We start from the raw sequence: 18,639 nt of genomic DNA on the forward strand, positions 1-18,639 counted from the left end.
TGCCCGTCGACGTAGGTGGTCACCGCGAGGTTGAACCAGGCGAACCCGATGACGTCGTCGTTCTGGCCGGGGTCGAAGCCCCGGAAGAACGACGTCACCCAGGCGGGCTTGGTGCCGCCGATCTCCGACGCGCCGACCTCGGCCAGCAGGATCTTCTTGTCGGTGATCGCCCGGAGCTGGTCCAGCGTGCGGTCGTAGGTGTACGAGAACGTCGCGTCGTTGTCCGCCTTGTAGGGCGGGCGCTGGTAGCCGGAGACGCCGACCCAGTCCACGTACGCGTCGCCCGGGTAGAGCGCCCGCAGGAAGTCGGTGGTCTGGTTGGCGGCCGGCAGGTTGTTGACGATGTTCGGCGCCCAGACCCAGATGACGTACTGGTTGGCGCCGTTCGCCTCGAAGACGTCGTGGACGTGCTGCCACATCTTCACGTAGTCGCCGACCGCGTTGCCGTTGATGGGGGCGCCGGAGCCGGTCTGCTCGGCCCACGGGTACCAGACGCCGTTCATCTCGTGGTCCAGCCGGATGGCCAGCGGGAGGCCGGTCGCCGCGATGTCCTTGGCGTACTGCGTGAGGTAGGCGTCGAAGTCGCCGGCGATGATCTTGGGCAGGGTGTAGTCCGGCTCGTCGACGACGTCGTTCTTGGACGCGATCGGCCGGGACTCCCAGGTGAGCATCGGCAGCATGCCGCGCTGCCAGGCGCGGGTGACCGCGTTGGCGCGGTAGGACTCGTCCCAGCCGCCGAAGAACCCGACCATCGACTGCCGCCGGCCCACCTCGTCCGCCGCGTCGTCGAACGTGGCCCAGTTGAACGGGGCCTGCTCGGTGTACATGCCGAAGTAGCGGCTGGTGGGGTTCACCAGCGCCGCCTTGCTCGGGGCGGTCGGCTGCGCGGGTGCGGCCGGGGTGCTCGGGTTGTCCGGGCGCGGGGTCGTCGGGTTGGCCGCGCCGGCGCCGCCGGCGGCTGCCGCCGAGCCGCCGCGGCCGGGGCGGGACGACGAGCCCGACGACGAGCCGGACGACCGCGAGGACCCGGACCGCGAGCCCGACGACCCGGAGGTCGCCTTCTCGTCGGACCCGGCGTCGGCCGCGGCGGCGGCGTCGGCCTCGCGCTGCGCCTGGTTCTGCGCCGCGGTCTCCTCGCCCTTCTTGCGGGCGGCCTGCTCGTCGCCCAGGACCTCGCGCAGGGCGTCGGCCTGCGCGCGGCTGGACTCGAGCTGGCCCTCGAGCTCGGCGTTCCGCTGCTGGAGCGCGAGCTCGGCGGCGGTGGGCTCGTCGGCCTCGGCGTTGACGATGGAGGAGACGGTCGGCAGGTTCCACACGACGGCGGTGACCGCGACGAGGGCCAGCACGATGACGGCGGTCGCGACGCGGGCGCGGAGGGTCATCCGGCCCATCGTGGGCGCCCACCAGTGCTTGCCGCTGGGGGTGATCGGTGCGTCAGACATAGAGGAGGGCCTCCAGGGCGAACAGGACCACGGCGATCGCGTAGGGGATCGCCGCGAGCGGGTTGAGCCGTCGGCGGGGGCTCGCGGGGGCGGCGGCACGGGCGTGCCGGCGCGAGGGCTCGGGGGCGGTGACGGTCGCGACCGCGGTGTGCGCGGCCGGGGCCGCCGCCGGGGCGGCGGGCGCCGTGGCGCCGGCCTCCAGCGGGGCGTACCCGGCGAGGGCGTGCACCGGCTCGCCGTGCGCGCCGGGGTCGGTGGCGTGGTCGCGCTGCGTGGGGAAGGCACCGCGGTCGACGACGTCGACCGGTGCCGTGTCGGCGATCAGGCCGAGCTCGGCCTCGAGCGTGCCGGGCTGCGTGGTCTCCTCCGCGGCACCCTGGCCCGGGTCGCCGCCGGCGTAGGCACCGGCGCGGGTGCCCCATCCGGAGGCGTGCGCCATGCGCAGGAAGCCGAGCAGGCGGACCGGCATCAGGAAGAACGTCGAGACGATGATGAAGACCGGCAGCCGGAAGAAGTCGCCGGGGACCTCCTGGAGGTGCCGGATCTGCCGGATCGCCATGGACAGCACGGAGGAGACGACCATCAGCCCGATGACCCAGAACCAGCCGGCCTGGGCGCCGTAGGTCTCGAGCATCGCCTCGTAGAGGTTCACGCCCGTGCCGCTGGCGGAGCGGTAGACCCAGCCCGCGATCGTCCCCACGAGCAGGAACGGCAGCAGGATGTCGGTGAGGAAGAAGATCGCCAGGATCGGCGCGTGCCCCAGCATCCAGGGGAGCATCCGCAGGGTGTTGTACTGCGAGCCGCGGGCCCAGCGGAGCTGCTGCTTGAACAGCTTCTTCACCTGCAGCGGGGCGTCGGTGTAGACGAGGCTCGTGTGCTGGTAGACGGTCCGGTAGCCCTGCTTGAGGGTGAGGTTCGTCAGCGTGCGGTCGTCGGAGACCTCGAGGAAGACGCCCATGAACCGCTGGGTCATGAAGTCGTCCATGACGTCGATCAGGATGTGCCGGCGGAACGCGATGGTGCGGCCCGGCAGGCAGCCGACCTGGCCCAGCACGGACTGCGCGGGCATCGAGTAGAGCGAGCGCGAGTTCTCCAGCCAGTCCGCCCAGCGGGTGATCCAGGAGCGCGTGGGCTCGAGGATGCGCTGGCGGGTCGTGACGCCGCCGACGTTCGCGTCCTTGAACGGCTTGATCAGCTCGGGCAGGGTGCCCGGCGTCCAGACCGTGTCGGAGTCGAGCAGCACGGTGATGTCGTACGCCGACATCTCGGTGCCGATCTTGACGGCGTTGCGCTTGCCCGGGATCGGGGTGTGCACCCAGCGGACGAGCGGCGCGAACTCCTCGCACACCGCCTCGAGGCCGGGGTTGCGGGCGCCGTTGATGACGACGATGACCTCGTCGGGTCGCTGCTCGGTCACGCGGGTCAGCACGTCGCGGAACAGGTCGAGCGGCTCGTCGACGACGGGCACGATGACGCTGGTGGTCTCGTGGTGCTCGGCGGTCCACGGGCGGTACCGGCGGGACAGGCCCACCTTGAGCAGCCACAGGGCCCAGACGAGCCCGGAGAAGATCGTGAAGAGGTACAGCTCGGCCTGCTCGTCGAGCATGTGCCGGATCTGCAGGATGAAGATGAACATCGCTCACCTCGGCGTCGGTCGGGAGGGTGCCGGCGGCGACGGTGACGCGGCGGAGGGCGGGGACGCAGATGTGCTGTCCCGGTCGGGAGGCGTGCGCCTCTGTGACAGGAGCGGGGGGCTTCGGGGGGAGAGGTGTCACCCGATCGGACGGGCGGCGACGAGACGATCGGTGGAATCTGTGCGCCGGTTGTGCTCCCGGCCTCGAGTGGGCCCAGCGTGTTGGACGGGGCAGCCGCCGCGCAACTCGCTTCCGGCAAATCGGGCACTGTTTGTGAGATGGATCACAGCAAGGGTGTCCGGATTGCCCATAAATGCGCAGATCACAGTCGTGCAAGTCGGACATGTCCGGAGCGGGAAGCGCTTCAACGCGTGCGCTGGTCAGCGCGCGTGTCGCGCGTTGCGGGGATGTGTCGTACGGGAGTCGGCGGCGTGAAGCCGGTCACAACACGTGGTGACGTGTGTCAGAGTCACGTCCTGCTATGACCCGACGTCACCCGATCGGTCGCCGCCCGCACCGGGCCCGTCGGGGGCCGTGGCCGGGTGCGGACGGGCAAGGACGAGGGGGCTGCCGGGGTCGACGGCGAGAGTTGAGCGGAATAGGCTCAACTTCGACGGCGTTGCACAGGACGTCCCGCACCGACCCGCGGGACGCACCAGCACGCACGCGCGCGGCCGACCGGCCGCCGCGACCCGGACGCACGGAGGGGACGTTGGACGCGAAGCTCACCACCAAGTCGCAGGAGGCGATCGGCGACGCCATCCAGCAGGCGTCGGCCGCGGGGAACCCGCAGCTGGAGCCGGCCCACCTGCTGAACGCGCTGCTCGCCCAGGAGGGCGGCGTCGCGAACGGCCTGCTCGACGCCGTGGGCGCCGACCGCCAGGCGCTCGGCCGGGCGGTGCGCGCGATCCTCGTCAACCTCCCCGCAGCGAGCGGCTCCTCCGTCGCCCAGCCGACCGCCTCCCGGGCCACCGCGTCCGCGATCGAGGCCGCGTCGGCCGAGGCACGCACCCTGGGCGACGACTACGTGTCCACCGAGCACCTCCTGCTCGGCCTCGCCGCCGGCCAGACCGGCGTCGCCGACGCCCTGCGCGCCCAGGGCGCGTCCCGCGACGCGCTCGCCGCGGCGCTGCCGTCCGTCCGCGGCTCGGCGCGGGTCACCAGCCCCAACCCCGAGGGCACCTACAAGGCCCTCGAGCAGTACGGCGTCGACCTCACGCAGCGGGCCCGCGACGGGAGGCTCGACCCGGTCATCGGCCGGGACGCCGAGATCCGCCGCGTCATCCAGGTGCTGTCCCGCCGGACCAAGAACAACCCCGTGCTGATCGGCGAGCCCGGCGTCGGCAAGACCGCCGTCGTCGAGGGCCTCGCCCAGCGCATCGTCGCCGGCGACGTGCCGGAGTCCCTGCGCGGCAAGCGCCTCGTGTCGCTCGACCTCGCGGCGATGGTCGCCGGCGCGAAGTACCGCGGCGAGTTCGAGGAGCGGCTGAAGGCGGTCCTGGAGGAGATCACCTCCTCCGAGGGCGAGGTCGTCACGTTCATCGACGAGCTGCACACGGTCGTCGGCGCGGGCGCCGGCGGCGAGGGCGCCATGGACGCGGGCAACATGCTCAAGCCGATGCTGGCCCGCGGCGAGCTGCGCCTGGTCGGCGCCACCACCCTGGACGAGTACCGAGAGCGGATCGAGAAGGACCCCGCCCTGGAGCGCCGGTTCCAGCAGGTGTTCGTCGGCGAGCCCTCCGTGGAGGACACCGTCGCCATCCTGCGCGGCCTCAAGGAGCGGTACGAGGCGCACCACAAGGTGACGATCGCCGACGCCGCCCTGGTCGCCGCCGCGACCCTGTCCGACCGGTACATCACCGGCCGCCAGCTCCCGGACAAGGCGATCGACCTGGTCGACGAGGCCGCGTCCCGGCTGCGGATGGAGCTCGACTCCTCCCCGGTCGAGATCGACGAGCTGCAGCGCGCCGTCACCCGGCTGGAGATGGAGGAGGTCGTGCTGTCCGAGGCGGACGACCCCGCCTCCCGCGAACGGCTCGAGAAGCTCCGCGCCGACCTGGCCGACCGCCGCGAGGAGCTCGCCGGGCTCACCGCGCGCTGGGAGAAGGAGAAGGCCGGGCACAACCTCGTCGGCGACCTCAAGGCGCGCCTGGACGACCTGCGCTCGACCGCGGACCGGCTGCTGCGCGAGGGCGACCTCGCCGCGGCCGCGCGCCTGCAGTACGGCGAGATCCCGGCGGTCGAGAAGGAGATCGCGGAGGCGGAGCGCAGCGAGCGGGAGGCCGACTCCTCCGTCGCGGCGGACACCCCGATGATCGCCGACAAGGTCGGCCCGGACGAGATCGCCGAGGTCGTCGCCATGTGGACGGGCATCCCCGCCGGGCGCCTGCTGGAGGGCGAGACCGCGAAGCTGCTCCGGATGGAGGAGGTCATCGGCGAGCGGCTGATCGGGCAGTCCGCGGCGGTCGCCGCCGTGTCGGACGCCGTGCGCCGATCGCGCGCGGGCATCGCCGACCCCGACCGCCCGACCGGGTCGTTCCTGTTCCTCGGCCCGACCGGCGTCGGCAAGACCGAGCTCGCCAAGGCGCTCGCGGACTTCCTGTTCGACGACGAGCGCGCCATGGTCCGGATCGACATGTCCGAGTACGCCGAGCGGCACTCCGTCGCGCGCCTCATCGGGGCGCCCCCGGGCTACGTCGGCTACGAGGAGGGCGGCCAGCTCACCGAGGCCGTCCGGCGCCGCCCGTACTCGGTGCTGCTGCTCGACGAGGTCGAGAAGGCGCACCCCGAGGTGTTCGACATCCTGCTGCAGGTGCTGGACGACGGCCGGCTCACCGACGGCCAGGGCCGCACGGTCGACTTCCGGAACGTCATCCTCGTGCTGACGTCCAACCTCGGCTCGCAGCACCTCGTGGACCCGCTGCTCGACCCCGAGCAGCGCCGCGCCGGCGTGATGGACGCGGTGCGCGCGGCGTTCAAGCCGGAGTTCCTCAACCGGCTGGACGACATCGTGCTGTTCGACCCGCTGTCGCTCGAGGAGATCGGCAGGATCGTCGACCTGCAGGTCGCGTCCCTCGCGGCGCGGCTGCGGGACCGGCGGCTCACGCTCGACGTGGAGCCGGCGGCGCGCGAGTGGCTGGCGATCGAGGGCTTCGACCCGGCGTACGGGGCCCGGCCGCTGCGCCGGCTCGTGCAGCGCGAGATCGGCGACAAGCTGGCCCGGCTGCTGCTCGCGGGCGAGGTCCACGACGGCGACACGGTGCGCGTGACCCGCGCGGCCGACGGGCAGGGCGGCCTGGAGCTGACCCGGGGCTGACGCCGGGGCCCGGGCGCGGCGGCGTGCCCGCGACGTCCGGTGTGCGAGGTGTGCAGGACCTGTGCGCCTCGCACGCCCGACCCCGGGCACCGGGGGCCGCCCGCGGGGTCGCGTGCGACGATCGACCGCGATGAACGCGACCCTCGCCCTGGCCGCCGCCCCCGCCGCCTCCGGCACGCCCGAGCTCACCGGCCTGGCCGGCTGGGTGGTGAGCGTCATCGAGACCATGGGCCCCACCGGGGTCGGCCTCGTCGTGGCGCTGGAGAACCTGTTCCCACCCATCCCGTCCGAGGTCGTGCTCCCCGTCGCGGGGTACGTGGCGAGCCAGGGGCAGATGAGCCTCGTGTGGGCCGTCGTCGCGGCCACGCTCGGCGCGGTCGCCGGCGCGTGGCTGCTCTACGGCCTCGGCGCCTGGTTCGGGCGGGCGCGGCTGCGCCGCTGGCTGGAGCGGATCCCGCTCATGGAGGTCGAGGACCTGGACCGCGCCGAGGCGTGGTTCGAGCGGCACGGCGGCGCGGCGGTGCTGATCGGGCGGTGCGTGCCGATCGTCCGCTCGCTCGTGTCGATCCCGGCCGGCCTGGAGCGGATGCCGCAGACCCGGTTCCTGCTGTACACCGCGCTCGGCAGCGCGGTCTGGAACAGCCTGCTGATCGTCGGCGGGTACGTGCTCGGCTCCCAGTGGCAGGACATCGGGCACTACTCGGACTACATCAACTACGCCGTGTACGCCGTGATCGTGGTGCTGGTCGTGCGGTTCGTCTGGACCCGGCTGCGCCGCAGGCGGCTCGCCGCCCGCGGCTGACCGTCCCCCGCGTCAGCCGAACAGGGCACCCACCTTCGACGCGAACAGGTCCTCGCCCTTCAGGCGGCTCGTCGCCGCGGCGCCGACCACCCGGCGCACCCCGTCCTCGCCGACGAGCTGCGAGGCGCCACCCGCGCGGCCGAGCGGCAGCAGGATCCGCTCCGGCGCGGGGGCGTAGGTCGCGGTCGGCTCCCGGCCCTCGACGAGCGCCGTGATGTTCGCGGCCACCACCTCGGCGTGCGCGCGCGCCGCCGACGCGCGCTTGGACTCGGGCACGTCCGTGATGTCCCCGACCGCGAACACCGTCGGGTGGCCGGTCAGCGCGAGCGTCTCGTCGACCCGCACCTCGCCGAGGCCGTTGCGCGCGCCCGTCAGGTCGCCCGCCAGGTAGTCGCTCGCCGGCAGGTTGCCGTAGCAGCGGAACCACATCTGCGCCTCGACGCGGACGCCCGCCTCGGTCTCCACGACGAACGGCTCGTGCACGCCGACGTCCGACGGCGGCAGGTAGCCGAGCCGGGAGCCCAGCACCAGCTCCACCCGGTCGGCGAGCTGGGCGCGCACGGTCTCCCGCAGCTCCGGCAGGTAGTCGTCCGTGGTGAGCACGTCGTCGGCCTGGTCCACCACGGTGATCGACAGGTGCGGGTACGCGTCCAGCAGCTCGCCGACCAGCTCCAGGCCCACGGCGCCGGCGCCGACCACCAGGACGCGCTCCGCCCGGGCGAGCCCCTCGCGCATCCGGGCGAGCCGCGCCTGGGCGACCACCGTCTCGGACTCGATGAACTTGGCCGGGAACGGGTACGCCGTGCCCGTCGCGAGCACCAGGTAGTCGGCGTCCAGCGTGCTGCCGTCCGCGAGCCGCACCTGCCCGGACGTCGCGCGCTCGACCTTCTGGCGCAGCACCAGGCCGCGCTCCAGCAGGCGGTCGTAGCCGAAGAAGACGCGGTCCTCCCACGCGGGGTCCACCGCCGCGCGCAACGCCGCCGCGGCGTGCACGAACGCGTCCTTCGGGTCCACCAGGACGACGTCGGCGACGCCGTCCAGCAGCGAGGCCACCTGCGCCCCGCCGTACCCGCCGCCGACCACGACGACCCGCGGTGCTGCCATGTCCGAACCCCTCTCGCCCCGACGCGACCGCCGGTCGCGGCCCGTGCCCCCGAGCCTGCCACCGCCCCGGGCGCGCGGGCTGGGACGCAGGACCCGCCCGCGCCGTGACGTGCGCGACGCCCGCCCGCGCACGTCCCGGTCCCCACCTCTTCGTCGCGCGGCCCCCTGATCGTCCGGGCGGTGGCGCGAGAACGGGGCGGGGACCAGGGCGGTCCGCGTCTCCACCTCCGCCGTAGACGCCGCAGGCCCGCCGCGCGAGGTGCGCGGCGGGCCTGCGGGCGGGTGCGGCGTGCGGCGCCGCCGGTGGGTCAGGCGGCGGCCCGCGCGACCAGGTCGTCCAGGCCGGCCAGGTCGAAGCCGCCCATGCCGAAACCCGCGACGACGCGCATCGGCATGTCGCCCATCATCGCCAGCATCGTCGGGTCGAGCGCCGCGGTGGCCTCGCCGAACGCGGCACCGAGCAGCTCGGCGCCCCGCGGGTGCGCGAGCCACTCGTTGACCGTCGAGTCCGCGGTGAGCGTGCCGTGGAGGGCCTCGCCGGTGACGGTGACCTCGGCCGTGCCGCGGATGTCCCGGGACGACGCCCCGACCTCGATGACCGTGCGGCCGCCGCCGACGGCCCACCGGCGCAGCGCCGGGTGCCAGTACGACAGGTCGCGGGCGTCGAGCGTGAACTGCAGCGTGCGGGACTCGCCCGGCTCGAGCGCCACCTTGGCGAACGCCTTGAGCTCGCGGGTCGGGCGCAGCACCGCCGCCTCGGGGTCGCCGACGTAGACCTGGACCGTCTCGGCGCCGGCGCGGTCGCCGGTGTTGGTCACCGTCACCGACACGTCGACGGCGGACGAGGCGCCCTCGCCGGACACGGACGCCGTGACGTCGGAGTAGCCGAAGGTCGTGTACGACAGGCCGTGGCCGAACGGGTAGGCGACGTCGATCAGCCGGGTGTCGTACCAGCGGTAGCCGATGAGCACGCCCTCGCCGTACCGGACGTGCCCGTTGTCGCCGGGGAAGTTGCCGAACGCGGGGGTGTCCTCGACGCGGTGCGGGATCGTCTCGGCGAGCTTGCCGGACGGGTTGCGCACACCGAGCAGCAGGTCCGCGACGGCCGAGCCGCCGGCCTGGCCGCCGAGCCAGGTCTCCAGGACCGCCGCGGCGGCGTCCTGCCACTCCACGGCCACCGCCGAGCCGTTGGCCAGCACCACGACGACGCGGTCGTTCACCGCGGCGACGGCGCGCAGCAGCGCCACCTGGTTCGCGGGCAGGTCGAGGTGCGTGCGGTCGTAGCCCTCCGACTCGTCGACCGCGGGCAGGCCGAGGAACAGCAGCACCGTGCCGGCGCCGCGGGCGACCTCGACGGCCTCCGCGAGCAGCGCGGCATCCGTGGGCGCCGCGTCGCCGCCCGCGCCGGCGACGGCGAACCCGGCGGCGAACGGGAGCTCGGTGCCGGTCGCGGAGCGCAGGGCGGTCAGGGCGTCGTCCAGGCGGGTCGGGTTCACCTGGGAGGAGCCGGCGCCCTGGTACCGCGGGGTCCGGGCGAACTCGCCGATCACCACGGCGCGCGCGGCGTCGTCCGCCGACAGCGGCAGGACCGGGGTCCCGTCCACCGGTGCGTTCTTCAGCAGCACCGAGCCGTCCGCGGCGGCCTCGCGGGCCAGCGCGTGGTGCGCCTCGACGTCGATCGAGCCGGGCTCCGCGAGCGCGGGCCGGGCGCGGGCGATCAGCGTGAGCACCCGGCGGACGGCGGTGTCGAGCACCGCCTCGTCGAGCCGGCCGTTCTTCACCGCGTCGACGACGAGCGCGTCCGTGCGGCCGCCGGTCGCCGGCATCTCCAGGTCCAGACCCGCGGCGACGGCGGCGACGCGGTCCACCACGGCGCCCCAGTCGGACACGACCAGGCCCTCGAAGCCCCACTCGTCGCGCAGCACCTCGGTCAGCAGCCAGTGGTCCTGGGAGGCGTAGGTGCCGTTGATCTTGTTGTACGAGCACATGACGGTCCACGGCTGCGCCCGCTTCACCACGCGCTCGAACGCGGGGAGGTAGATCTCGCGCAGCGTGCGCTCGTCGACGTCCGCGGAGACCCGCATGCGGTCGGTCTCCTGGTTGTTCGCGGCGAAGTGCTTGAGCGAGGTGCCGACGCCCTCGGACTGGATGCCGGACACGAGCGCCGCGCCGAGGTCGCCGGCGAGCGCCGGGTCCTCGGAGAAGTACTCGAAGTTCCGGCCGCACAGCGGCGAGCGCTTCATGTTGACGCCCGGGCCGAGCAGCACGGCGACCTCGTTGCCGCGGGTCTCGCGGCCCAGCGCGCGCCCGACCCGGTCGAGCAGGTCGACGTCCCAGGTCGAGGCCAGCGCGGCGGCGGGCGGGAAGCAGGTGGCGGGCACGGAGTTGCCGATGCCCAGGTGGTCGGCGCTCTCGGCCTGCTTGCGCAGGCCGTGCGGGCCGTCGGTCACCATCACCCGGGGGACGCCGAGGCGCTCGACGCCCTCGGTGTGCCAGAAGTCGGAGCCGGACGTCAGCGCGGCCTTCTCCTCCAGGGTGAGCTCGGCCAGGACGCGCTCGACGTCGAATGCGGCGGTCATGCGGTGGCACCTCCTCGTGCGGTGGATCTGTTGCCGCCACTGTAGCCGATGCCTACCGCCCGGTCGGGTTCTTCTCCCGGGTCTGCGGACCTCCTGTGAGAACCTGTCCACCACGCGCCGCCCGGCGCGCACGGAGCACGGTGACGGGGGCCAGGGACGATGTCCGTCGAGACGCAGCAGCGCGGGTACGCGAAGGGGCGCGCGAAGCGCCGGGAGATCATCGACCAGGCCACGGCCATGTTCGGCGAGGTCGGCTACCGGGGGGCGTCGCTCCGCGAGATCGCGGCACGGTGCGGCATCTCGCACCCCGGCCTGCTGCACCACTTCCCGACCAAGGAGTCCCTGCTGCTCGCGGTGCTGGAGCACCGCGACCAGGTCGACATCGAGTGGCTGGACGCGGACAGCGCCGACGGCGTCACCACGCTGCGGCACCTGGTCGAGCTCGTGGCGCTCAACGCGACCCGGCGCGGGATCGTCGAGCTGTACGCCGTGCTCTCCGCCGAGGCCACCTCCGCGGACCACCCCGCGCACGTGTACTTCCAGGACCGGTACCGCCGGGCGCTCGACGCCGCGACCACGGCGTACGCGCGGGCCGCCGAGCAGGGCGCGCTCCGCGAGGGCGTCGACCCGGACGCCGCGGGCCGCCAGCTGATCGCGCTCATGGACGGCATGCAGATCCAGTGGCTGCTCGACGACGGGGAGACCGACATGGCCGGCGTGGTGCGCCGGCAGGTGCAGGACCAGCTCGCGGTGCCGCTGGACGCGGGGGCGGACGCCCCGCCGGCGGACGCCGCCGAGCTGGACGCCGGGGTCGAGCGCTAGGCCGGCGCCGCCGAGCCGTCCAGCAGCGACCCCGTGACCGGGGAGGGCGGCACCGCCACGCACAGGCCGGTCCGGTCGCCGCGCGCCCACGACCCCTGCGTCGGCGCCCACGCGAGCATCCGCGTGCCCTGGTCCCGCTCGTCGGCGGTGAGGACGCAGGACGCCTCCACGCGCGCCGACGCCTCGGCGGGGCCGGGCCACGACGAGCCCGGCTCGAACGCGTAGGACGACACCACCTGGGCGGCGTGCGGGTCGGCGCACGGCACGACGCGCACCCGGTCGACGGGGCCGTCCGCGGGGACGTCCGCGAGGCACGCGCCCGGTACGAGCTGCACCGCGTGGGCGTCCACGGGCGCGGTCACGTCCGCCGGCAGCGGGCGCGCGGCGACGGCCGAGCCGACGACCAGCGCGAGCAGGCCCGCCCAGGCCGCGGTGCCCAGCGCACCGAGCACCACCCCCGCCACCGCGAGACCCCGGCCGGCGCGCCGGTCCGGGGCGCCGGGGCGCGTGCGGCGCAGCCCGACGAGGCCGAGCACCAGGGCGACGGGCCCGGTGCCGAGGACGCCCGCGACCAGCGCCGCGACGGACACGCCGTCGGTGCGGGGGCGCGGCGGCGCCCAGCCGGGCGCGTAGAACGGCTCCGGGTAGCCGTAGGGGTCCGTCACGTCACACCTCCGCCGCCGGCCCGGCCGCGAACGTCCCGGCCAGCACCGAGCCCGTCGCCGCCAGGTCCGTGGACAGCACGCAGTAGGCCCAGCGGTCCCCGGCGGCCCACTGGTCGGGGTGCACGAAGTACACGTCCGCCCAGGCGTCCGCCGGGAGCGCCGCCGGGTCGACCAGGTGCGCGACCGCGGCCGTGCACCGGTCCAGCAGCGCGGTGTACGCCGCGTCCGGCTCCGCGACGTCGGCGAGCACCGGCTCCGCCATCGCCAGGCGGTCCACCACCTCGGAGGTGTGGCCGGCGGCGCAGTCGACCACGCGGCCGTCGGACATGTCGTACGTCGCGGGGGCGGCCGCGAGGCAGTCGCCGGGGGTCAGCGCGTCGGTCAGCGCGAACCACGGCAGCGTGGTCGCCGACCCGCCGCCGGCGAGGTCGTCCGCGCCGGCCCCGGCGCCCGGGCCGGGGGCCCCGGAGGCGCTCGACGACCCCGCCGTCGCGACCGTGACCGCGACCGCGACGGCCAGGCCGCCCACCAGCAGCACGGTCAGCACCCCGCCGATCCACGTCGCCGCGACCGCCAGGCCCCGGCCCGGCGCGCCCGTGCGGCGGACACGGCGCTGCGCGGCGATGCCGAGCCCCAGGCCGACCGGGCCCGTGAACAGGCTCACCAGGCCCGCCAGCGCGACCACGAACGCCGCGATCGCCAGCCCGTCGGTGCCGCGGGGCGCCGGGGGCGGACCCCAGGCGGGCGGCGGGGCGGTGACGTAGGGCGGTGGCGGCAGCGGCGCGCCGGGGGGAGCGGGCGACGGGGCCCACACGCCGGCGGACGGCGCGGGGGCGGTCGGCGCCGGGCCCGGCCAGGCCGGCGGACCCGGCTCGGGGGTCGACATGCGCCGAACCTAGCGGAGCCGTCGCGGCCGGTACGGCGCCCCCGCGCGGTTCCCCCGGACGGGCGCGGGCGTCACGCCGCGTCGGCGATGTCCAGCACCACGGGCACGTGGTCCGAGGGCGCCTTGCCCTTGCGCTCGACCCGCTCGATCGACACCCCGGTCACCCGCGGCGCGAGGGCGGGCGAGGCCCAGGTGAAGTCGATGCGCATGCCCTCGTTCCGCGGGAACCGCAGCTGCTGGTAGTCCCAGTACGTGTAGGTGTGCTCGGCGGGCAGGTGCACGCGGGACACCTCGGTGTACCCGCCCGCGCCGAACGCCTGGAAGGCATCGCGCTCCGCGGGCGTCACGTGCGTCCGCCCGGCGAACACGCCGATGTCCCACACGTCGGTGTCGAGCGGCGCGACGTTCCAGTCGCCCACCAGGGCGACCGGGAGCGCCGGGTCCTCCTCGATCCAGCGGCGCGACTCCTGCTGCAGGGCCTCCAGCCAGCGCAGCTTGTAGTCGAAGTGCGGGTCGCCGACCTCCCGGCCGTTCGGGACGTACAGGCTCCACACCCGCACGCCGCCGCAGCTGGCCCCGAGGGCGCGGGCCTCGGTCACCGGGTCCTCGCCCCAGCCGGGCTGGCCCGCGAACGCGTGCTCGACGTCGTGTATCCCGACCCGGGAGGCGATCGCGACGCCGTTCCACTGGCTGAACCCGCTCGTGACCACCTCGTAGCCGGCCGCCTCGAAGGCCTCGCGCGGGAACTGCTCGTCCTTGCACTTGGTCTCCTGCATCGCCAGCACGTCCGTGCCCGTCCGCTCCAGGAAGGCGATCACGCGGTCGACGCGGGTGCGGACGGAGTTCACGTTCCAGGTGGCGAGGCGCATGACCGGCACGGTACCGGCCGCTCCCGACACCCGGGGAACCGGGCGCCCGGCACCCGGGCGACCGGGGGGTGGCGACCGTAGGGTGGCCGCATGGGAACCGCACTGATCACGGGCGCCAGCTCCGGCCTGGGGCTCGAGTTCGCGTGGCAGCTCGCCACCGCCCGCCACGACGTCGTCCTCGTCGCCCGCGACGCCGAGCGCCTGGAGCGCCTCGCCGCCCAGCTGCGCGCCGCCGCGGGCGTCCGCGCGGAGGTGCTCCGCGCCGACCTGACCGACCGGGACGACGTGGAGCGCGTCGCCGAGCGGCTGCGCGCCACCGAGCGGCCCGTCGGCCTGCTCGTGAACAACGCCGGCATCGGCCTCGGCCAGCGGTTCGTGGGCAGCGACCTCGCGCAGCAGGAGGCGGCGCTCGACCTCATGGTCCGCGCCGTGCTCGTGCTGTCCCACGCCGCGGCCGGCGCGATGGTCGAGCGGGGGCGCGGCGCGATCCTCAACGTCGGCTCCGTCGCCGCCCTCATGACCTCCGGGACCTACTCGGCGCACAAGGCGTGGGTGCGGACCTTCACCGAGGGGCTCGCCGCGGAGCTCGCGGGCACCGGCGTCACGGCCACGGTCGTGTCCCCGGGCCTGACGCACACCGAGTTCCACGAGCGCGCCGGGCTGCGCGCCGGCGAGGCCTACCCCGAGCTGGCCTGGCTGTCCGCCGACCGGGTCGTGGCGGCGGCGCTCGCGGACGTGCGCCGCGGCGCCGTGCTGTCGACCCCCAGCCTGCGCTACCGGGCCGCGTCCGGCGTGCTGCGGGTCCTGCCCCGCTCCGCCCTCCGCGCGCTCGCCACCCGCCGCCCGGACCGCGCCCCCGGGGACTGACGCCCGGCACGGCCTCGCTACGCTGGCGGCCGTGACGACCTCCTCCCTCTCCCCGACCCCGCGCGAGCAGCTCCGCGACCTCATCGTCGAGCTGGCCGTCGTGCGCGGCCGGGTCACGCTGTCCTCCGGCCGCGAGGCCGACTACTACGTCGACCTGCGCCGGGTGACCCTGCACCACCGCGCCGCGCCGCTGATCGGCCACGTGCTGCTCGACCGGCTGGAGGAGGTCGGCCTGGGCACGGCGGACGTCGAGGCGGTCGGCGGCCTGACCCTCGGCGCCGACCCGGTCGCGACCGCGCTGCTGCACGCCGCCGCGTCCCGCGGGCAGGACCTGGACGCGTTCGTGGTCCGCAAGGAGGCGAAGGCGCACGGCATGCAGCGCCGCATCGAGGGCCCCGACATCGCCGGCCGCCCCGTCGTCGTGCTGGAGGACACCTCGACCACCGGGGCGTCGCCCATCGCCGCGGTCGAGGCCGCGCGCGAGGCGGGCGCGGACGTCCGCGGCGTGGCCGTGATCGTCGACCGCGCCACCGGTGCGCGGGAGAAGATCGAGGCGCTCGGCGTCCCGTACCACTACCTCTTCGACCTGACCGACCTCGGCCTGGCCTGACCCGCCCCGCGGGGGCCGGCGCCGCGCCGCCTACGCCTTCCCGCCCGACCCGGTGCCGCCGGGGGTGGCCCGGCCGGAAGGCGTAGGCGGCGTGCGCGCCGGGCTCAGGCCTCCGGGGCTGCCGTGGCGCCCGGGTACGACTCCGCCCACTCCGGGACGCGGGCGACCAGGTCCGCCACCGAGTCGAGGACCTGGGTCGGGCGGAACGGGTACCGCACGAGGTCCTCGGAGCGGGTGGACCCGGTCAGCACCAGGAACGTCCGCAGCCCCGCCTCGATCCCGGCGACGACGTCGGTGTCCATCCGGTCGCCGATCATCGCGGTCGTCTCGGAGTGCGCGTCGATCCGGTTCAGCGCGGACCGGATCATCATGGGGTTCGGCTTGCCGACGAAGTACGGCTGCCGCCCGGTCGCCGCCGTGATCATCGCGGCGACCGCGCCCGTGGCGGGCAGGTCGCCCTCCTGGCTCGGGCCGGTGACGTCCGGGTTGGTCGCGATGAACCGCGCGCCGCCCTGGATCAGCCGGATCGCGCGGGTGATCGCCTCGAACGAGTACGTGCGCGTCTCCCCGAGGACGACGAAGTCGGGGTCCGCCGAGGTCAGCGTGTAGCCCGCCTCGTACAGCGCCGTGGTGAGCCCGGCCTCGCCGATGACGTACGCCGAGCCGCCGGGCTCCTGGTCGGTGAGGAACTGCGCCGTCGCCAGCGCGGACGTCCACAGCGACTCCTCCGCCAGGTCGATGCCCGAGGACGCGAGCCGGGCGCGCAGGTCCCGCGGGGTGAAGATCGAGTTGTTGGTCAGCACCAGGAACGGGTGGTCGCCGTCGCGCAGCGCCCGCACGAACTCCGGGGCCCCCGGCACCGCGACGCCCTCGTGCACGAGGACGCCGTCCATGTCCGACAGCCAGGAGGCGATCGGCCGGGCGGTCACTGGTCGAACGCCTTGCGCTCGACGGCGGCGCGCTCGTCGGCCTCGTCGTACCGCTCGTCGCGGCCCTCGGCCGTGACCTCGCCGCGCTTCGCCGCCCGGCGCCCGCGGAGCACCTCGACGGCGATCGGGATCACCGAGACGAGCACGATGAGGACCAGCAGGACCTCGATGTTGTCCTTCACGAACGTCACGTTGCCGAGCACGTAGCCGAGCAGCGTCACGCCGACGCCCCACAGCAGCGCGCCGATGACGTTGAACGACACGAAGTGCCGGTAGCTCATCTTCCCGACGCCCGCGGCCACCGGCGCGTAGGTGCGCACGATGGGCACGAAGCGGGCGACGATGATGGTCCGGCCGCCGTACTTGTCGAAGTACTTGTACGTCTGGTCGATGTACTGCTGCTTGAAGATCCGCGAGTTCGGCCGGTTGAACAGCCGCGGTCCCACCTTGTTGCCGATCAGGTAGGCCAGCTGGTCGCCGAGGAACGCCGCCGCGAACAGCAGGGCGCAGAGCAGCCACAGCGGGAAGTCCAGCTCCTGGTGCGCCACGAGCATGCCCGCGGTGAACAGCAGCGAGTCGCCGGGGAGCAGCGGGAACAGCAGGCCCGTCTCGATGAAGACGACGATGACGATCCCGATCAGCGCGTACGAGCCGAACGAGGAGATGAGGTGCTCCGCGTCGAGCCAGTCCGGCAGCAGCGCCGGCTGGGCACCGAGGGCAGGGACGAGCGACACGAGCGCGGCTGACGCAGGCATGGGCCTCAGCGTACGGGGCGGGGGTCCGCGGGCGGACGGCCGGAGGTGCAGGTCCTGTGTGGGTACCCCGAGGGCCTGAGGTGGTGCGCGCACTGTGCTACCGCCGTGAGCCGGGTGCGGGAGGATGGCCGCCGTGACGACCTCCCCGCCCGCCGGCCGGCCCGGCGTCCTCGGCACCCCGCTCACGCCCGGCGCGACCCGGGTCCTGCTGCTCGGCTCCGGCGAGCTCGGCAAGGAGGTCGCGATCGAGCTGCAGCGGCTCGGCGTCGAGGTGGTCGCCGTCGACCGGTACCCGGACGCCCCGGCCATGCAGGTCGCCCACCGGTCGCACGTCGTCGACATGCTCGACCCCGCGGCGCTGCGGGCCGTGCTCGACGCCGAGGCCCCGCACGTCGTGGTCCCGGAGATCGAGGCGATCGCCACGCACGTGCTCGCCGACGTCGAGGCCGCCGGGGTCCGGGTCGTGCCGACCGCCCGCGCCACCGTGCTCACGATGGACCGCGAGGGCATCCGGCGGCTGGCGGCGGAGGAGCTGGGCCTGCCCACCTCGCCGTACCGGTTCGTCGACGACCTCGACGCGCTGCGGGCCGCGGTCGACGCCGTCGGGCTGCCGTGCGTCGTGAAGCCCGTCATGTCGTCGTCGGGGAAGGGCCAGTCGGTGGTCCGCGCGGCGGACGACGTCGAGGCGGCGTGGGCCTCCGCCCAGCAGGGCGGCCGGGCGGTCGCCGACGACGGGACCGCGGTGCGGGTGATCGTCGAGGGTTTCGTGCGGTTCGACTCCGAGATCACGCTGCTGACCGTGCGGCACGCCGGGGGGACCACGTTCTGCGACCCCGTCGGGCACGTCCAGGTCGACGGCGACTACCGGGAGTCCTGGCAGCCCGCGCCGCTGCCGCCGGGCACGCTCGCGGAGGCGCGGCGCGTCGCCGCCGCGGTGACCGACGCGCTCGGCGGCTGGGGCCTGTTCGGGGTCGAGCTGTTCGTCGTGGGGGACCGGGTGCTGTTCTCCGAGGTCTCGCCGCGCCCGCACGACACCGGCCTCGTCACGCTGGCGTCCCAGGACCTGTCGGAGTTCGCCCTGCACGCCCGCGCCGTGCTCGGCCTGCCCGTCGGGGACGTGCTGCCGCTCGGCCCGGCCGCGTCGTGCGCGGTGCTCGCCGAGGGCACGGGCGTGCCGCGGTTCTCCGGCGTCGACGCGGCGCTCGCGGTGCCGACCGCGCAGGTGCGGCTGTTCGGCAAGCCCGCCGTGGCGGGGCGCCGCCGGGTCGCGGTCACCGTCGCCCGGGGCGCCGACGTCGAGCAGGCGCGGGAGCGGGCCCGCGCGGCGGCCGCGGCGCTGACGGTCGACCTGGTGTGACC

General features: G+C 74.8%; 15 protein-coding genes. 6 read left to right on the forward strand and 9 right to left on the reverse strand.

Annotation, left to right across the window (positions count from 1 at the left end):
• The coding region (locus FA014_RS04725; protein WP_154728549.1) for a glycoside hydrolase family 26 protein at nt 1–1,442 on the reverse strand (1,442 nt) is incomplete at its 3' end.
• Nucleotides 1,435–3,078 (reverse strand): glycosyltransferase family 2 protein, encoded by a 1,644-nt coding sequence (locus FA014_RS04730; RefSeq protein ID WP_154728550.1) that lies wholly within the window; start codon nt 3,076–3,078, stop codon nt 1,435–1,437. The genes FA014_RS04725 and FA014_RS04730, both read right to left, overlap by 8 nt.
• A 710-nt stretch (nt 3,079–3,788) precedes the next feature.
• Between FA014_RS04730 and clpB the strand changes: the two genes are divergently transcribed.
• Complete coding sequence (gene clpB, locus FA014_RS04735; RefSeq protein ID WP_154728551.1) at nt 3,789–6,392, forward strand: ATP-dependent chaperone ClpB; 2,604 nt, start codon at nt 3,789–3,791, stop codon at nt 6,390–6,392.
• A gap of 130 nt (nt 6,393–6,522) precedes the next feature.
• The gene (locus FA014_RS04740) at nt 6,523–7,194 is read left to right on the forward strand and encodes a DedA family protein (protein WP_154728552.1); all 672 of its coding nucleotides are present in this window, start codon (nt 6,523–6,525) and stop codon (nt 7,192–7,194) included.
• A 12-nt stretch (nt 7,195–7,206) separates the two neighbouring features.
• Here the strand turns inward: FA014_RS04740 and FA014_RS04745 are convergent, their stop codons facing one another.
• Both FA014_RS04745 and FA014_RS04750 read right to left on the reverse strand, forming a co-directional pair.
• Nucleotides 7,207–8,298 (reverse strand): FAD-dependent oxidoreductase, encoded by a 1,092-nt coding sequence (locus FA014_RS04745; protein WP_154728553.1) that lies wholly within the window; start codon nt 8,296–8,298, stop codon nt 7,207–7,209.
• Nucleotides 8,299–8,606: 308 nt separating this feature from the next.
• Nucleotides 8,607–10,877, reverse strand: a complete 2,271-nt coding sequence (locus FA014_RS04750) for a glycoside hydrolase family 3 C-terminal domain-containing protein (protein ID WP_154728554.1) — start codon at nt 10,875–10,877, stop codon at nt 8,607–8,609.
• Between the two features lie 159 nt (nt 10,878–11,036).
• On the opposite strand from FA014_RS04750, the gene FA014_RS04755 reads away from it, so the two are divergent.
• Complete coding sequence (locus FA014_RS04755; RefSeq protein WP_154728555.1) at nt 11,037–11,699, forward strand: TetR/AcrR family transcriptional regulator; 663 nt, start codon at nt 11,037–11,039, stop codon at nt 11,697–11,699.
• Here the strand turns inward: FA014_RS04755 and FA014_RS04760 are convergent.
• The 3 genes from FA014_RS04760 to FA014_RS04770 form a co-directional block, all read right to left on the reverse strand.
• Nucleotides 11,696–12,364 carry a DUF4190 domain-containing protein gene (locus FA014_RS04760; RefSeq protein WP_154728556.1) on the reverse strand — a complete coding sequence of 223 codons (669 nt, stop codon included), beginning with the start codon at nt 12,362–12,364 and terminating at the stop codon, nt 11,696–11,698. The two genes, FA014_RS04755 and FA014_RS04760, sit on opposite strands and share 4 nt — an antisense overlap.
• A 1-nt stretch (nt 12,365) precedes the next feature.
• On the reverse strand, nt 12,366–13,250 hold the full coding sequence (locus tag FA014_RS04765; RefSeq protein ID WP_154728557.1) for a DUF4190 domain-containing protein: 885 nt from the start codon (nt 13,248–13,250) through the stop codon (nt 12,366–12,368).
• A gap of 71 nt (nt 13,251–13,321) precedes the next feature.
• Nucleotides 13,322–14,119, reverse strand: coding sequence for an exodeoxyribonuclease III (locus FA014_RS04770; protein ID WP_154728558.1), 798 nt, complete (start codon nt 14,117–14,119; stop codon nt 13,322–13,324).
• 90 nt (nt 14,120–14,209) lie between these two features.
• Between FA014_RS04770 and FA014_RS04775 the strand changes: the two genes are divergently transcribed.
• Both FA014_RS04775 and pyrE read left to right on the forward strand, forming a co-directional pair.
• A complete protein-coding gene (locus FA014_RS04775; protein WP_154728559.1) occupies nt 14,210–14,986 on the forward strand; it encodes an SDR family NAD(P)-dependent oxidoreductase in 777 nt (258 codons plus the stop codon).
• A gap of 31 nt (nt 14,987–15,017) precedes the next feature.
• Nucleotides 15,018–15,596 carry an orotate phosphoribosyltransferase gene (gene pyrE / locus FA014_RS04780; RefSeq protein ID WP_154728560.1) on the forward strand — a complete coding sequence of 193 codons (579 nt, stop codon included), beginning with the start codon at nt 15,018–15,020 and terminating at the stop codon, nt 15,594–15,596.
• A 104-nt stretch (nt 15,597–15,700) separates the two neighbouring features.
• Here pyrE and FA014_RS04785 read toward each other — a convergent pair whose 3' ends face one another.
• Both FA014_RS04785 and FA014_RS04790 read right to left on the reverse strand, forming a co-directional pair.
• Nucleotides 15,701–16,489 carry an HAD-IIA family hydrolase gene (locus FA014_RS04785; protein WP_154728575.1) on the reverse strand — a complete coding sequence of 263 codons (789 nt, stop codon included), beginning with the start codon at nt 16,487–16,489 and terminating at the stop codon, nt 15,701–15,703.
• A 32-nt stretch (nt 16,490–16,521) separates the two neighbouring features.
• On the reverse strand, nt 16,522–17,280 hold the full coding sequence (locus FA014_RS04790) for a VTT domain-containing protein (protein WP_154728561.1): 759 nt from the start codon (nt 17,278–17,280) through the stop codon (nt 16,522–16,524).
• A 133-nt stretch (nt 17,281–17,413) separates the two neighbouring features.
• Between FA014_RS04790 and purT the strand changes: the two genes are divergently transcribed.
• Nucleotides 17,414–18,637, forward strand: a complete 1,224-nt coding sequence (purT, locus tag FA014_RS04795) for a formate-dependent phosphoribosylglycinamide formyltransferase (protein WP_230322871.1) — start codon at nt 17,414–17,416, stop codon at nt 18,635–18,637.
• Nucleotides 18,638–18,639 lie beyond the last annotated feature (2 nt).

The sequence above is a fragment of the Cellulomonas hominis genome (genome assembly GCF_005239125.1).
In the GTDB taxonomy this organism is placed as follows: Bacteria; Actinomycetota; Actinomycetes; order Actinomycetales; family Cellulomonadaceae; genus Cellulomonas; species Cellulomonas hominis_A.